Below are 13,912 nucleotides of genomic sequence, written 5' to 3' on the forward strand. Positions count from 1 at the left end.
GCTTCCTCCCCGTGGTTCCGGCCAGCGGTTCTGCCGCGGCCTCGCTCTCCCCAGCCCCTCCCGGGAACAGCGCTTTCGCCCATTTACGCACATGCCCCCTTGCCGTCAACAGCGGCTTCTTTCGAAAAAATCCGTTTTGTAGGACAAATAGCAATTGACGTTGGTCGCAAGCCGATATTAGCTAAGCGTCGGAGGAGATTATGCCGATCTCCTGTTCCGGCGCGCCGGCGGAATCGGCGGAGGTTTATCGGTCGAGGATCTGGCAGCGTCCGTACCGCGCTGGTCTGCGGCCGCATCTGGAAATACTTATCGGCCCGGCTTGGCGACACGAGTGCTCGCGAAACGAACCTCTGTCATCGCGCATCCGGGCCGGTCTGTGTGGCGGGCACGCCGTGTCCGTCTGTTTCAAGGGAGGACTGAAATGAGGAAATCACTATTGCTCGCTGCCGTCGCCATGCTGGCGTTGGGCGCCGGGCCGGCTATGGCCAAGAAACAGCTCGTCATCGTGGTGAAGGGGCTCGACAATCCGTTCTTCGAGGCCATCAACCAGGGTTGCCAGAAATGGAACTCGGAAAACGCCAACTCGGAATATGAATGCTTCTACACAGGTCCGGCGTCGACCTCGGACGAGGCCGGCGAAGCCCAGATCGTTCAGGACATGCTGAGCAAGCCAGACACGGTGGCGATGGCCATATCGCCGTCCAACGCGCCGCTGATCGCGCAGACGATCAAAAGCGCCAATCCGTCGATCCCCATCATGACGCTCGACGCCGACCTCAGCAAGGAAGATGCGGCGCTGCGCAAGACCTATCTCGGCACCGACAACTACCTGATGGGCTACAAGATCGGCGAGTATATCAAGAAGGCCAAGCCGGATGGCGGCAAGATCTGCACCATCCAAGGCAATCCGGCGGCCGACAACATCCTGCGCCGCGCTCAGGGCATGCGCGACGCGCTTACAGGCCAGAAGGATCTCCCGGCGCTCGCCGGCGAGGGCGGCTGGACCGAGGTCGCCGGCTGCCCGGTGTTCACCAATGACGACGGCGCCAAGGGCGTGCAGGCGATGACCGATATCCTCGCCGCTAATCCCGATCTCGACGCTTTCGGCATCATGGGCGGCTGGCCGCTGTTCGGTGCGCCGCAGCCCTATCGCGACCTGTTCAAGCCGATGGCCGATAAAATCGCCAAGAACGAGTTCGTCATCGGCGCTGCCGATACGATCGGTGAGGAAGTGGCGATCGCCAAGGAGGGTCTGGTGACCGCGCTGGTCGGCCAGCGGCCGTTCGAGATGGGCTACAAGGCGCCCTCGGTGATGATTGACCTGATCGAAGGCAAGCCGGTCGCCGATCCGGTCTTCACCGGTCTCGACGAGTGCACTAAGGATACGGCCGACACCTGCATCCAGAAGTAGGTTCGCAGTTTCGGGGCGTCCGATCGACGGGCGCCCCGTCACACCGGTTCACGAAAACCTACGAGGTGAGATTGCTGGGGCGAACCGCTCCTGCTTTGCCGCGCCTTGAGTTCAGCATGTGCCGGGGAACATGGATGTCGGACGCAAGATCGAAAAAGCGACTTACCACGGTTAATGCACGGGCCAAGGTCAAGGCACAGGCTGCCCGTCCGCCCGGCGCGCGCCGTACCGATGCGGCGCTGATCCCCGGATCGAGCGTGCATGCGTCGCTGGCCAACGAGATCGGCCTCAGGATCGTTCGCGGCGACTATCCGCCGGGAGCCATCCTGCCCAACGAGGCCAAATGGTCCGAGACTTTCAACGTCAGCCGCTCGGCGGTTCGCGAAGCGATCAAGATGCTGATGGCCAAGAGCCTGCTGGCTTCACGCCCCAAGATCGGCAGCTGGGTCGAGCCGAAGGAGCGCTGGAACCTGCTCGATCGCGACGTGCTGGCCTGGTACGCGACGTCGCCCGACCGCGAAGTGTTCCTCAGAACCGTGCAGGAGTTCCGTCATATTATCGAGCCGGAAGCCAGCGCCTTTGCCGCGATCCGGCGTAGCGACGAGCAGATGGCCGAGATCAGCCAGGCCTGCCGGGAGATGGGCCAAGCGACGACGCTGCAGGAGCGCACCCGCGCCGATACGCGTTTTCATCTCGCCATCCTGCGGGCGTCGGGCAACGACCTCCTGGTACCGCTCGGCGTGCTGATCGAATCCGCGCTCGACCACCTCTTCGTTTTCGTCACCCGCGAAACCAGCGACCAGCCTCGAGCGCAGGCGCTGCATGAGGCGATCGAGAAGAACATCCGGCTCCAGCGGCCGGCTGCAGCCCGCACCGCAGTGCACAGACTGCTCGCCAATACCGACGACGTTATCGGGCGGTCGCGGCGCTAGAACGGTCCTTAAACCTCTTGCCGCTTGCCGTCCTTGCTCGGTGTCAGGTCGACGCCGTTGACCTTGCCGATATGCGTCGCCAGCATCGGCACATATTGATCGGCCGGCCCAGCGGCGAATGCGCCGGCGAATGCGTTCTTAGTGGCATTGCCAAGCGGGTTGGCGATGCCGGCAGCACCCGCCATCGATTCGAGATAGGTGAGGTCCTTGAAGGCGTTGGCGATGGTGAATTTGTGCGCATCGCGGTCGCCTCCCAAGGTCCAGCGCATAAAGGTCTGGTAGAAGCCGCAATCCATGCGGCCGTTGCGGATAACGCTGTCAAAGCGCGGCGGCGAGATGCCGACCTTCTCAGCCAGCGCCAACGCCTCGGAATAGATCGCCGCATAACCCAGCGAAATAAAATTGTTTAGCAGCTTCATGCGGTGGCCATCGCCGGTGTTGCCGATGTGGACGATGCGTCCGGCCCAAGTGTCGAGCACCGGCTTCAGTCGGGCAAAGACCGCGTCGGACGCGCCGACCATGGCGTCGAGCGTGCCTTCCCAGGCCTCCTTCGGCGTGCGGCTGAGCGGGGCATCGACATAGTCGACGCCGAGCGCCTTGAGTTCGGCGGCAAGCGCTACGGTCGAGGTCGGGTCCGAGGTCGAGCAATCAACGACCACCGAACCCTTCTTCAGGCCTTCCTTGAGGCCGCCGGGCCCGCGAATGATGGCTTCGACCTCGCGCGAGCCGGTGACGCAGATGAAGACGATATCGGATGCCACTGCCACGTCGCGCGAGGTCGCGGCTTCCTCCGCACCCCGGCCGAGCAGGTCTTCCGCCGGAGCGCGGTTCTTGCGGCCGAGGAATGTCAGCGAATAGCCCTTATCGACGATGTTCTTCGCGATCCCGTGCCCCATCAAGCCCAGTCCGATGAAGCCGATCTTTTCGCTCGCGGCGGTGGTGTTCATGTCCGTGTAATCCTGTGTTGCGGTCTCGATGACGGCGCTGCACTTTGGCAGGCGAATTGTTGAAGCGGGTTTTTGCCGCAAGCGGTTGGTAGACGATTGCAGAGTTCGATATTGTCTGACAATACACATGAATTCCAGGGAATGTGGAGAGCAAAATGACGAAGCGGATCATGTTCACCGGCGGCAGCGGCAAGGCCGGGCGTCATGTCGTGCAGTATCTGGTCGAGCAGGGGTGCCAGCTGCTCAACATCGATACCAAGCCGCTCGACAATCCCAAGGTGCGCACGCTGATCACCGACATCACCGACAGCGGGCAGGTGTTCAACGCGCTGTCGAGCTATATGGGCCTGCATGAATTCGACCCGTCGCTGCGCGCGCAGCCGGTCGACGCCGTGGTGCATTTCGCGGCGATCCCGCGCATCATGATCACGCCCGATAACGAGGTGTTCCGTATCAATGCGCTCGGCACCTATAATGTAATCGAAGCGGCGGTGAAGCTCGGCATCCGCAAGGTGGTGATCGCCTCCAGCGAGACGACCTATGGGCTGGTCTTCGCCAACGAGCCGCGCGACCCGACGCATTTCCCGCTCGACGAGGAGTATGATGTCGACCCGATGGACAGCTACGCGCTGTCCAAGATCGTCAACGAGAAGACGGCGCGCGCCTTCGCGCTGCGCAGCGGCATCGACATCTACGCCTTGCGCATCGGCAACGTCATCGAGCCGCATGAATATTCGCTGTTCCCGAAATGGTTCGCCGATCCGGGTTTCCGCAAGCGGATCGCCTGGAGCTATATCGACGCGCGCGACCTCGGCCAGATCACGCTTCGCGCGATCGAAAAGGATGGGCTCGGCTATCAGGTGTTCAACGCAGCCAATGACGACACCTCGTCCGATCTGCCGACGGCTGAACTCTTGAAGCGGTTTTATCCCGGCGTGCCGGTCAACGCTGAGCTCGGCGAATACGAGACGCTACTTTCGAACCGCAAGGCGCGGGATGTGCTCGGGTTCCGCCCTGAACACAGCTGGCGGAAATACGTTAAGTCGGCATGACGGGGTCGATGCACCCGGGCTGATCTGTGCACAGAAGCAGGCTTTGCAGCCCGAGGCTTTTCCTGTGCTTGACAGCTTTCGGAATCCGGACTTTGTGAACGCATGCGGGACGGCAAGCCGAATAGGGGAAAAACACCGGCCAAGGCGGCGTCCGCCGAGCGCCCGGCTGTCGTCCGCCGTGCCGATGCGCCGCGTATGCCTGGGCCGAGCGTGCATGCGTCACTAGCCAACGAGATCGGTCTCAGGATCGTGCGCGGCGACTATCCGCCGGGAACCATCCTGCCCAACGAGGCCAAATGGTCCGAGACTTTCGACGTCAGCCGCTCGGCGGTGCGCGAAGCGATCAAGATGCTGATGGCCAAAAGCCTTTTGGCGTCGCGTCCGAAGATCGGCAGCTGGGTCGAGCCGAAAGAGCGCTGGAACCTGCTCGACCGCGACGTGCTGGCCTGGTACGCGACCTCGCCCGACCGCGAGGTGTTCCTGAAAACGGTGCAGGAGTTCCGCCACATCATCGAGCCGGAAGCGACCGCCTTTGCCGCGATGCGCCGCACAGACGAGCAGATGGCCGAGATCAGCCAGGCCTGCCGGGAGATGGGCCAAGCGACGACGCTGCAGGAGCGCACCCGCGCGGACACGCGTTTTCATCTGGCCATCCTGCGCGCCTCGGGCAACGACCTTCTGGTGCCGCTCGGTGTGCTGATCGAATCGGCCTTCGATCATCTGTTCGCCTATACGACGCGGGAACTGGACGATTTGCAGCACGCGCAGAAGCTGCACGAGGCGATCGAAAAGAACATTCGCCTGCAGCGGCCAGATGCGGCGCGCAACGCGGTGCGCAAGCTGTTGGCCAATACAGATAGCGTCATCAAGTCGAGGTAGGCCGACCCTCTAATCTTCTCTCGGGCGCCCAAACACCGCGCGCAGTTCGTCCTTGGCGTCCTCCAGCACTTTCTTCTGCTTGGCCGGCAGGTTCTTGCCGGCACGGTTGATGTAGAAATTCAGCATCGACATGGCGGATTGGAACGGCTCGGCCTTGCGCCGGTCACTATGTTCGGCCGATCGCTTCAGCGAGGCCGCGATCTTTTTAGGGTCGTGGGATTCGAAGACGTGCTCCTCGAGGTCCAGCGCATCGCTGTGCTCCGTCACCTCGGCCGACCATTTCCTTTTCGCGGTCATGACAAACTCCTTCCATTGGTGCGTTGATGGAAAACTCCGGGACGGCGGCCACTGTTCCACTTCAGCTCAAATCCTTGGAGCCACGGATTTGCGTGATGTGGCGCTGCACGGCGCCGCCCAATGTGCCGATAGTGGTGTCGAACCGGTCGATTTTGCAGAATCGCGGACAGGAAACGCCTTGACCACAACCTTCTCCAGCCAGCCAAGCAGCCCCGGCATCGACAGCGCCTATGCCTGGATCCGGCTCGGCATCTCGATGCTGCTGGCGACGATCGGCGGCGTCGGCATGTGGGCGGTCGTCGTGGTGCTGCCGGCGGTGCAGGCCGAATTCGGCGTCGATCGCGCCGCCGCGTCGATGCCCTATACCGCGACCATAGTCGGCTTCGCCGTCGGTAATGTTGTGGTCGGCCGCGCCATCGACCGCGTGGGCTACTGGATACCGGCGCTCATTGCCTCGGTGGCGCTCGGCACTGGTTTCCTGCTGGCGTCGCTGACCACTTCGATCCTGCAGTTCACTCTTGCCCAGGGGCTTTTGATCGGCGTCGGCACGTCGGCGATCTTCGGGCCGCTGATCGCCGACATCTCGCACTGGTTCAACCGCCGGCGCGGCGTCGCGGTGACGGCTGCCGCCGCCGGGAGCTATCTCGCCGGGGCGGTCTGGCCGATGGCGATGCCCTATGTCATGCAGAGCGAAGGCTGGCGCTTCACCTATGGCGCGATCGGCGTCGTCTGCGTCGCGACCATGGTGCCGCTGATCCTGCTGCTCAGGCGCGGCGCGCCACGTGCCGCCGCTCCCGGGTCCCCCGGCAGCCGGCCCGTCCAGCCGATATCGCTGTCGCCGGCAGCCCTGCAGATGCTGCTCGTCGTCGCCGGCCTGGGCTGCTGCGTGGCGATGTCGATGCCGCAGGTCCATATCGTCGCCTATTGCATGGACCTCGGCTATGGCATGGCGCGTGGCGCCGACATGCTGTCGATCATGATGGTGGCGGGCGTCGTCAGCCGGCTGGCATCCGGTTTTCTTGCCGATCGCATCGGCGGCGTGAAAACCCTGCTGATCGGCTCGGTACTGCAAGGCTTGTCGCTGTTGTTCTACATCCCCTTCGACGGGCTCGCCTCGCTTTACGTCGTCTCGCTGGTTTTCGGCCTGTCGCAAGGCGGCATCGTGCCTTGCTATGCCATCATCGTGCGCGAATACATGCCGGCCAGAGAGGCCGGCCAGCGCGTCGGCGTCGTAATCATGGCGACGATCTTCGGCATGGCGATCGGCGGCTGGATGTCGGGCTGGATCTACGATATGACCGGCTCCTACGCCGCCGCATTCCTCAACGGCGTTGCCTGGAACCTGCTGAACATAGCGGCCATGGTGCTGCTGCTGTGGAAGGCTCGGCGCAGCGCCGCGGCGATGGCCTGAGCACTGACCCTTTGAATTTCGGCTCACGACCCCGAGCGGAATGACAAAGCGCAATCGTTGGTAGCAAGACCGGCGGTGGCTCCTGCGCCGCGGATGCCGGTCCACGTTCCTGCTTGACTTACACATATCTCGGCGGTTATTGATTGATCAAATAGCCAGCGAGTTATCGATTGCCATGTCACAGCCCCATGAGATCCTTTTCAGAACGCTTGCCGATCCGACGCGACGGGCCATCTTCGAGCAGCTGTGTCGCGACGGAGACCAGACCGTCGCGGCTCTGACCGCTCGGGCTGGGGTCTCGCAACCGGCAGTGTCAAAGCACCTTGGGGTTCTGAAGCAGGCCGGGTTGGTGCGCGACCGCCACGAAGGCCGCAACACGCACTATAGCGCGGAGCTCGGCGCCTTGGCGCCGCTGATCGACTGGACGAACCAAATGGCTGGGTTCTGGCAAAGCCGGTTCGACAACCTCGAAGACTTGCTCAAAAGGATGGACCAATGACCAATACTGAGACCGAAACGCGCGCCGTCGTTGTCGAACGGGAGGTAGGCTTTCCGCCGGAAAAGATCTGGCGCGCCCTCACGCAATCACACCTGATCGAGGAGTGGCTGATGAAGAACGATTTCAAGCCAGACGAGGGGCACCGTTTCAATCTTAGCGCGGACTGGGGGGCGGTCGACTGTCAGGTCCAGGCAGTCGAGCCCAACAAGACGCTGTCTTACACGTGGGATACCAAGGATCTCCGGAGTGTCGTCACGTGGACGCTCACCCCTACGAGCACGGGGACCCATCTGCGCATGGAGCAGTTGGGCTTCCGGCCGGATCAGCAGCAGTATTACCAGGGTGCCAAATATGGGTGGCAGCGGTTCTTTGCGAACCTGGAGCAGGTCCTGGCGCGGATAGAGTAAGGCGTGCCGGCGCCAACGGGCAATGGCCAACAAGACGTCATCAAATCAAACAAGCTTGCAAGAAGGCTGGCGCCAAGCGGGTCGCCCGATCCGCTTCAGTTCGTCTTCAGAGGAGGTGCTCATGAACTGGAACACGTGGATTCGGCAACTCCACCGCTGGCTGTCGATCATTTTTACGGCGGTCGTCGCTGCCATCTTCATCACCTTGGGCGTAGGTGTCGAGCCCGCCTACTGGGTATACCTCATGCCGCTGATCCCGCTCGCCTTGCTCATGCTCAGCGGTCTCTACTTGTTCGCATTGCCGTACGCCACGAGGTGGCGCAGCGGACGACGCACGGCGTAGAAGCCTGAGCACGGTGGACGACAAGACGCCCGCTCACGACCCACAGCCGAAATTCAAACTGTGGCGCTACCCGAGTTCGGGTAGCTGTCCTGGCCGGTTAGCTTGACAATGGGGTAAGGCTGCGCGACGCCAGACGGGTGCGGCAAGTCGGGTTGGCATGGCGATAGTGGCAAAGACGCTGAACAGCATTTCGTGGCCGCGCTTCGGCGAAGGCGCCGCGTTCGGGACAAGGCTGTGACCAAACCGCGCTCGCGCCGCGGCGGCGGCCGTCCGACGATCGCCGATGTCGCGCGTAAGGCCGGTGTCGGCGCCATCACGGTTTCCCGCGCCTTGCGCGAGCCGGGGCGTGTTTCGGAAGATCTGCGCCGCCAGATCCAGGCGGCTGTCGATGAGCTCGGCTATCTGCCCGACCCGAATGCGCGGGCGCTGGCTTCGGCGCGCGCCGAGGTCTTTGGCGTGCTGGTGCCGTCGCTCACCAACAGCGTCTTTGCCGAAGTGCTGCGCGGCATCTATGACAGCCTGTCCGACAGTTCCTACCGTATCCAGCTCGGCAATACCCATTATTCCGGCCTCGAGGAGGAACGGCTGCTGCAGGTGTTCGGCCCGCAGCGCCCGGCGGCGCTGATCGTGGCGGGCATCGACCAGACGCCAACGTCGCGAAGACTGCTCGAGACGGCCGGCTGCCCGGTGGTACAGGTCATGGAGACCGGGCCCGATCCGGTTGACATGATGGTCGGCTTCTCGCATTTCGACGGCGGCAAGGCGGCGACGGAGCACATGATCGAAATGGGCTATCGCCGCATCGGCTTCATCGGCGCGCGCATGGACCCGCGCTCGCAGCGTCGTTTGGCAGGCTATCGCGCGGCGATGGAGGGGGCCGGTCTGTTCGACCCGCGGCTGATCACCACCACGCCGGTGCCGTCCAGCGTGACGCTCGGCCGCGAACTGTTTCGTGACGCACTGGCCAAGGTGCCGAGGCTCGACGGGGTTTTCTGCAACAACGACGACATCGCGCTCGGCGTACTGTTCGAGTGCCACCGCGCCTCGATCGCCGTGCCGATGACGATCGGCATCACAGGCTTCAACGATCTCGACATGATGGAAGTGGCTTTTCCATCGGTCACTAGCATCCGGACGCCTCGCTACGAGATCGGCCGGCTGTCTGTCGCGATGGCGCTCGCGGCGATTGCAGGCAAGCGGCCGCAAGAGCCGGTCGTCGACCTCGGCTTCGAACTCAAGTGCCGCGAGAGCACTGCCCGCTAAAGGCACTGAAGCGCTTTGCAGGCATCGCGAAATGCCGCTTTACACCACGTCATGGGTAGCGCTACCATGCGCCTCTAGGCAGAAGTCGCGGCATAGACCGAAGTCTGTTTATTATATATAAGCGACAGCTCACACTTGTTTATTATGTATAATATGATAGTTTTTACTTCGGTTTACCAACCGGCAAGGGAGGAGAACGGGTCGGCATTCGGCCGCCTGAAAGGCGCGACGAGCAAGGCGGGAGGTGCCGGGCCAGACGCGCGAGACGCGTAAGAACAATCAGAAACTGCAACTGGGAGGAATATCGATGATCAAGTCACTCGTTGGTGGCATCATTGCCGCCACTGCATTTGTTATGCTGAGTTCGTCGGCGCTCGCCGAAGCCGAAATCGTCAAGGGCCCCTCTGCCGAGCCGCAATGCTTCGCGCCATGGGCGACCGACACGCAGTTCTTCAAGTTTCCCAAGAAAGAAGGCCCTTACCGCATCGCGCTCGCCAATGGCTACATCGCCAACACCTGGCGCATCCAGATGGTGCAGACGGCAAAAGCCTATGCGGCGCAGCCGGAGGTCGCGGCGAAACTGAAGGAATTCAAGGTCGTCTCGACCGGCGAAGACGTGCCGGCGCAGATTTCGGCGATCAACAACTTCATCGATTCCGGCTATGACGCGATCGTCGTCAACGCGCAGAATCCGACGGCGTTCGGACCGGTCATCAAGCGCGCCAAGGAAGCCGGCGTCGTGCTGGTCGCCTTCGACAACATTCTCGACACCAAGGACGCCATCAACGTCAATGTCGATCAGAAAGGCCTTGGCGAGTTGTGGGCCAACTGGCTGATCAAGCATATTCCCAATGGTGGCAAGATCCTCGAAGTGCGCGGTGTTGCCGGCACGTCGGTCGACACCGACCGCCACAACGGCATCCATGAAGTTCTCAACGCTTCGGGTAAGAAGTGGGAGGTCACCGAAGTCATCGGCAAATGGGACGATGGCGTGGCGCAAAAGGCCTCGGCCGACGCGATCGCCACCAACGGCCCCTTCGACGGCGTCACTGGGCAGGGCGGCGACACCGGCATCGTCCAGGCGATGATCGACGCCAAGCATCCGTTCGTGCCGTTCGGCGGCGAAACGGAGAACGGCTTCCGCAAATTCTGCGCCAAGTTTGCCGCAGACGGGCTGAAATGTTCGTCGGCCGGAACCGGCCCCGCACAGGTGGCGGTCGCCATCAAGACGGCAATCGCAGCGCTCGAAGGCCAGGTCGTCCCGCAAGCGGTGAAGCTGCCGCTGGCGATCGTCGAGCATCCGAACTTCAAAGAAGGCGAGGACTATTTCCCCGACCAGTCCGACAATTTCTTCGTCGGCAACTCTTTCCCGACCTGCGGCATCAATTTCACGGCGCAGGAAATCATGGGCCAGAGCAAGGAAAACCAATAGACTGATCGCTCGGCGCCGCGGGATAATGCCGCGGCGCCGGTCCCGAAGAACAAGCGCCTTGGGAGGGGCCGATGGACGGTGCGGTTCCGCTCTTCCGCATGGAGGGCATATCCAAGCGCTATGGCGGTGTGCGGGCGCTGGAAAAGGCCGAGCTTTCGGTAACACCAGGCAGCATTCACGCCATCCTCGGCGAAAACGGCGCCGGCAAATCGACGCTGATCAAGGTCATGGCCGGCGTCGTCGCGCTTGACGAAGGCCGCATGATGCTGGACGGAAGCGAGGTGAGCTTCGCTTCGCCGGCCGCGGCCAACCAGGCCGGCATCGTCTGCATTTTCCAGGAACTGTCGCTCGTCCCCGAACTCAGCGTTGCCGACAACATCGTCATTTCCGATCCGCCGACACGCTTCGGCATGATCGACCGCAAGGCGCAGCGACGCATCGCGGAAGAAGCCCTGGCGCGCGCGGGCGCTGCCGACATCCACCCGCTGGCGCTGGTCAAGGATCTTCCGCTTTCAAGAAGGCAGATGGTCGAGATCGCCAAAGCACTTGCAAGGAAGCCGCGCATCCTGATCCTCGACGAGGCGACCTCGGCGCTGACTGCGGCCGACGTCGCCAAGATTTTCGGCGTGCTGAAGCGGCTGCGCTCGGAAGGGCTGGCGCTGCTCTACATCTCGCATCGCATGAACGAGATCGCTGAGCTTGCCGACCAGTGCACGGTCTTCCGCAACGGCCGCAATGTCGCCAGCTACGCAGCAGGCACCAAGAGCGACAATGAAGTCGTCGAGCTGATGATCGGCCGCGAATACAGCCATATTTTCCCACCGAGGGCGATGCGCGCGCCGGCCACCGCCGCTCCCGTGCTGGAGGCGCGCAAGCTTTCCTGGACCGACCGGCTGGACAATATCTCGCTGTCGGTCGGCGCAGGCGAGGTCGTCGGCCTCGGCGGTCTCGACGGCCAGGGCCAGCGCGAATTGCTGCTCGCCTTCTTCGGCGTGCTGCGCGGCCTCAGCGGGCAGATATTGATCGACGGCAAACCGGTGGCGATCGCCAGTCCGGCCAAGGCGCGCGGTGACCGGATCGGCATGGCGCTGATCCCGGAAGACCGCAAGACGGAAGGCCTGATGCTGCCGATGACGGTGCGCGAAAACCTCTCCTTCGCCGCACTCGACCGGCTGTCCAGGGGCGGCATCATCGACCGTGCCGCCGAGCAGCGGCTGATCGACGACATGGTAGCTCTGCTGGCGATCAAGACGGCAGGCCTCGACGTTCCGGTCGGCGCACTGTCCGGCGGCAACCAGCAGAAGGTCGTCATCGCCAAATGGCTGATGCGGCAGCCGCGCATCATCCTGCTCAACGACCCGACGCGGGGCATCGATGTCGGCACGAAGCAGGAACTGTATCAGCTGATGCGCAAGCTTGCCGACCAAGGCGCGGCGATCCTGTTTTACTCGACCGACTATGACGAGCTGATCGGCTGCTGCGACCGGGTGCTGGTGCTCTATGACGGAGCAGTAAAGCGCGAGCTGGTCGGCGCCGAGATAACCGAGCGGGCGCTGATCGCCAGCGCGCTCAATATCAATGGCGAAGAGATGCCTGTTGGCCAAGGAGCGGACGCGTGAAGGACTGGCGCTACTGGCTTGCCGAACAACGCGGAACGCTGCTGGCGTTCGGCATCTTCATCGTGATGTTTACGATCTACACCTCGAACCATCCGGCGGGCTTTACCGCCAATGTCGTGCAGACGGCTTCCAACAAGGGCGTGCTGCTCGCCTTCGTCGCCATGGCGCAGACGCTGGTGGTGATCACCGCCGGCATCGACCTTTCCGTCGGCATGATCTTTCTGCTGACCAACTGCCTGGCCTCATGGCTGGTCATCGGCACCGGCATCGAAACCGCGTTCGGCGTCGTCGCGGTGCTCGGCACCGGGCTGCTGTGCGGGGCGATCAACGGTGCCATCGTCATCTACGGAAGGCTGCAGCCGATCGTCACCACCATCGCCACCGGCGCGGTCTATTTCGGCATCGCGCTGCTGCTTCGGCCGTTCCCGGGCGGCTCGGTCAACGAGGATCTCGCCGACGCGCTGACCGGGCGGCTGTTCGGCGTGGTGCCGGCGAGCCTGGTGGCGCTGCTGGCCGTCGTGCTCGTGGTCTGGGTGCCGTTCAGCCGATCGGTGCTCGGCCGCGCGGCCTATGCCGCGGGATCGTCGGAGACGGCGGCCTACATGTCCGGCGTGCCGATCCGCCGCGGCAAGTTCGCCGCCTATGCGCTCGCCGGCCTGCTGGCCGCGATCGGCGGGCTGTTCCTGACCTTCTTCACCTATACGGGCGAGGCGGCCTATGCCAGCGGCAATGCCTATACGCTGTTCTCGATCGCCGCCGTGGTGCTTGGCGGCGTCTCATTGTTCGGCGGCAAGGGCAGCGCCATCGGCGCGATCTTCGGCGCGCTCGCCTTCCGCACCATCGGCGACCTGCTCTTCGTCTTCGATTTCGATCCGCTCTGGCAGCCGCTGTTCCAGGGCGTCATCCTGCTGATCGCCGTCAGCCTCGGCGCCTTCGCCCTGTTCAGGGTCCGCAACCGGCTGGAGTGGTTCCTGTGAGCGAAACGACGATTGGCGGCATCGCCGGCCGCATGCCGAAATTCATCCGCCGCGCTGATCCCGCGGTGCTGACCGCCTTTGCCTGCATCGTGCTGCTGCTGTTTGTCGGCAGCCTCTATTCGCGCAGCTTCCTGTCGCCGGAATATCTGCTGCAGCAGCTCAAGGTGGCCTCGTTTCTCGGCGTCATCGCCACCGGCATGATGCTAGTCATCCTGCTCGGCCAGATCGACCTGTCGGTGCCGTGGTCGGTGGCGGCGGGCGCAATGATGGCATGTGCGGCCGCCGCCTACGGCCCGGTCGGCGTGGCGCTGGCGATCCCGTTCGGCATCTGCTGCGGTGTCGCGATCGGCGTCGTCAACGGCATCGGCGTCGCTTATCTGCGCATTCCCTCGATGATCATCACGCTCGCCACCAATGCCGTCGCGCAAGGGCTGATGGTGGTC

The 13,912-nt window shown here is 63.2% G+C and carries 14 protein-coding genes and 1 pseudogene; 13 read left to right on the forward strand and 2 right to left on the reverse strand.

What is annotated here, in order from left to right; translation table 11 throughout:
* Positions 1-421 precede the first annotated feature (421 nt).
* Both EOA85_RS11930 and EOA85_RS11935 read left to right on the forward strand, forming a co-directional pair.
* Positions 422-1,411: a sugar-binding protein gene (locus EOA85_RS11930; protein WP_065006737.1), complete on the forward strand. Its 990-nt coding sequence runs from the start codon at positions 422-424 to the stop codon at positions 1,409-1,411.
* Positions 1,412-1,545: 134 nt separating this feature from the next.
* Positions 1,546-2,343, forward strand: coding sequence for a FadR/GntR family transcriptional regulator (locus EOA85_RS11935; RefSeq protein WP_065006738.1), 798 nt, complete (start codon positions 1,546-1,548; stop codon positions 2,341-2,343).
* A gap of 8 nt (positions 2,344-2,351) precedes the next feature.
* On the opposite strand, the gene EOA85_RS11940 is transcribed toward EOA85_RS11935, so the two are convergent.
* Positions 2,352-3,290 carry an NAD(P)-dependent oxidoreductase gene (locus EOA85_RS11940; RefSeq protein ID WP_127209548.1) on the reverse strand — a complete coding sequence of 313 codons (939 nt, stop codon included), beginning with the start codon at positions 3,288-3,290 and terminating at the stop codon, positions 2,352-2,354.
* Between the two features lie 155 nt (positions 3,291-3,445).
* Between EOA85_RS11940 and EOA85_RS11945 the strand changes: the two genes are divergently transcribed.
* Both EOA85_RS11945 and EOA85_RS11950 read left to right on the forward strand, forming a co-directional pair.
* Positions 3,446-4,342 (forward strand): NAD(P)-dependent oxidoreductase, encoded by an 897-nt coding sequence (locus EOA85_RS11945; protein WP_065006740.1) that lies wholly within the window; start codon positions 3,446-3,448, stop codon positions 4,340-4,342.
* A gap of 102 nt (positions 4,343-4,444) precedes the next feature.
* Complete coding sequence (locus EOA85_RS11950) at positions 4,445-5,221, forward strand: FadR/GntR family transcriptional regulator (protein WP_127209549.1); 777 nt, start codon at positions 4,445-4,447, stop codon at positions 5,219-5,221.
* A gap of 9 nt (positions 5,222-5,230) precedes the next feature.
* Here the strand turns inward: EOA85_RS11950 and EOA85_RS11955 are convergent, their stop codons facing one another.
* The gene (locus EOA85_RS11955) at positions 5,231-5,518 is read right to left on the reverse strand and encodes a DUF3175 domain-containing protein (RefSeq protein WP_029351626.1); all 288 of its coding nucleotides are present in this window, start codon (positions 5,516-5,518) and stop codon (positions 5,231-5,233) included.
* Between the two features lie 178 nt (positions 5,519-5,696).
* On the opposite strand from EOA85_RS11955, the gene EOA85_RS11960 reads away from it, so the two are divergent.
* From EOA85_RS11960 to EOA85_RS12000, 9 genes and pseudogenes are all read left to right on the forward strand, one after another.
* Entirely contained in the window at positions 5,697-6,929 is a 1,233-nt protein-coding gene (locus tag EOA85_RS11960; RefSeq protein ID WP_127209550.1) for an MFS transporter, read from the forward strand.
* Positions 6,930-7,104: 175 nt separating this feature from the next.
* Entirely contained in the window at positions 7,105-7,428 is a 324-nt protein-coding gene (locus EOA85_RS11965) for a metalloregulator ArsR/SmtB family transcription factor (protein ID WP_127209551.1), read from the forward strand.
* Positions 7,425-7,835: an SRPBCC domain-containing protein gene (locus EOA85_RS11970; protein ID WP_127209552.1), complete on the forward strand. Its 411-nt coding sequence runs from the start codon at positions 7,425-7,427 to the stop codon at positions 7,833-7,835. The genes EOA85_RS11965 and EOA85_RS11970 overlap by 4 nt, the downstream gene beginning before the upstream one ends.
* 121 nt (positions 7,836-7,956) lie before the next feature.
* On the forward strand, positions 7,957-8,178 hold the full coding sequence (locus EOA85_RS11975; protein ID WP_065006772.1) for a hypothetical protein: 222 nt from the start codon (positions 7,957-7,959) through the stop codon (positions 8,176-8,178).
* Between the two features lie 234 nt (positions 8,179-8,412).
* The gene (locus EOA85_RS11980; RefSeq protein WP_065006773.1) at positions 8,413-9,441 is read left to right on the forward strand and encodes a LacI family DNA-binding transcriptional regulator; all 1,029 of its coding nucleotides are present in this window, start codon (positions 8,413-8,415) and stop codon (positions 9,439-9,441) included.
* A 307-nt stretch (positions 9,442-9,748) separates the two neighbouring features.
* Complete coding sequence (locus EOA85_RS11985) at positions 9,749-10,873, forward strand: sugar ABC transporter substrate-binding protein (RefSeq protein ID WP_127209553.1); 1,125 nt, start codon at positions 9,749-9,751, stop codon at positions 10,871-10,873.
* 71 nt (positions 10,874-10,944) lie between these two features.
* Positions 10,945-12,492, forward strand: a complete 1,548-nt coding sequence (locus EOA85_RS11990; RefSeq protein ID WP_127209554.1) for a sugar ABC transporter ATP-binding protein — start codon at positions 10,945-10,947, stop codon at positions 12,490-12,492.
* Entirely contained in the window at positions 12,489-13,469 is a 981-nt protein-coding gene (locus tag EOA85_RS11995; protein ID WP_029351610.1) for an ABC transporter permease, read from the forward strand. Before EOA85_RS11990 ends, EOA85_RS11995 begins: the two co-directional genes overlap by 4 nt.
* Positions 13,466-13,912: pseudogene (locus EOA85_RS12000) on the forward strand (ABC transporter permease); the annotation flags it as partial. The gene EOA85_RS11995 and the pseudogene EOA85_RS12000, both read left to right, overlap by 4 nt.

It is taken from the genome of Mesorhizobium sp. M5C.F.Ca.IN.020.29.1.1 (assembly GCF_003997375.1).
Taxonomy (GTDB): Bacteria; Pseudomonadota; Alphaproteobacteria; order Rhizobiales; family Rhizobiaceae; genus Mesorhizobium; species Mesorhizobium wenxiniae.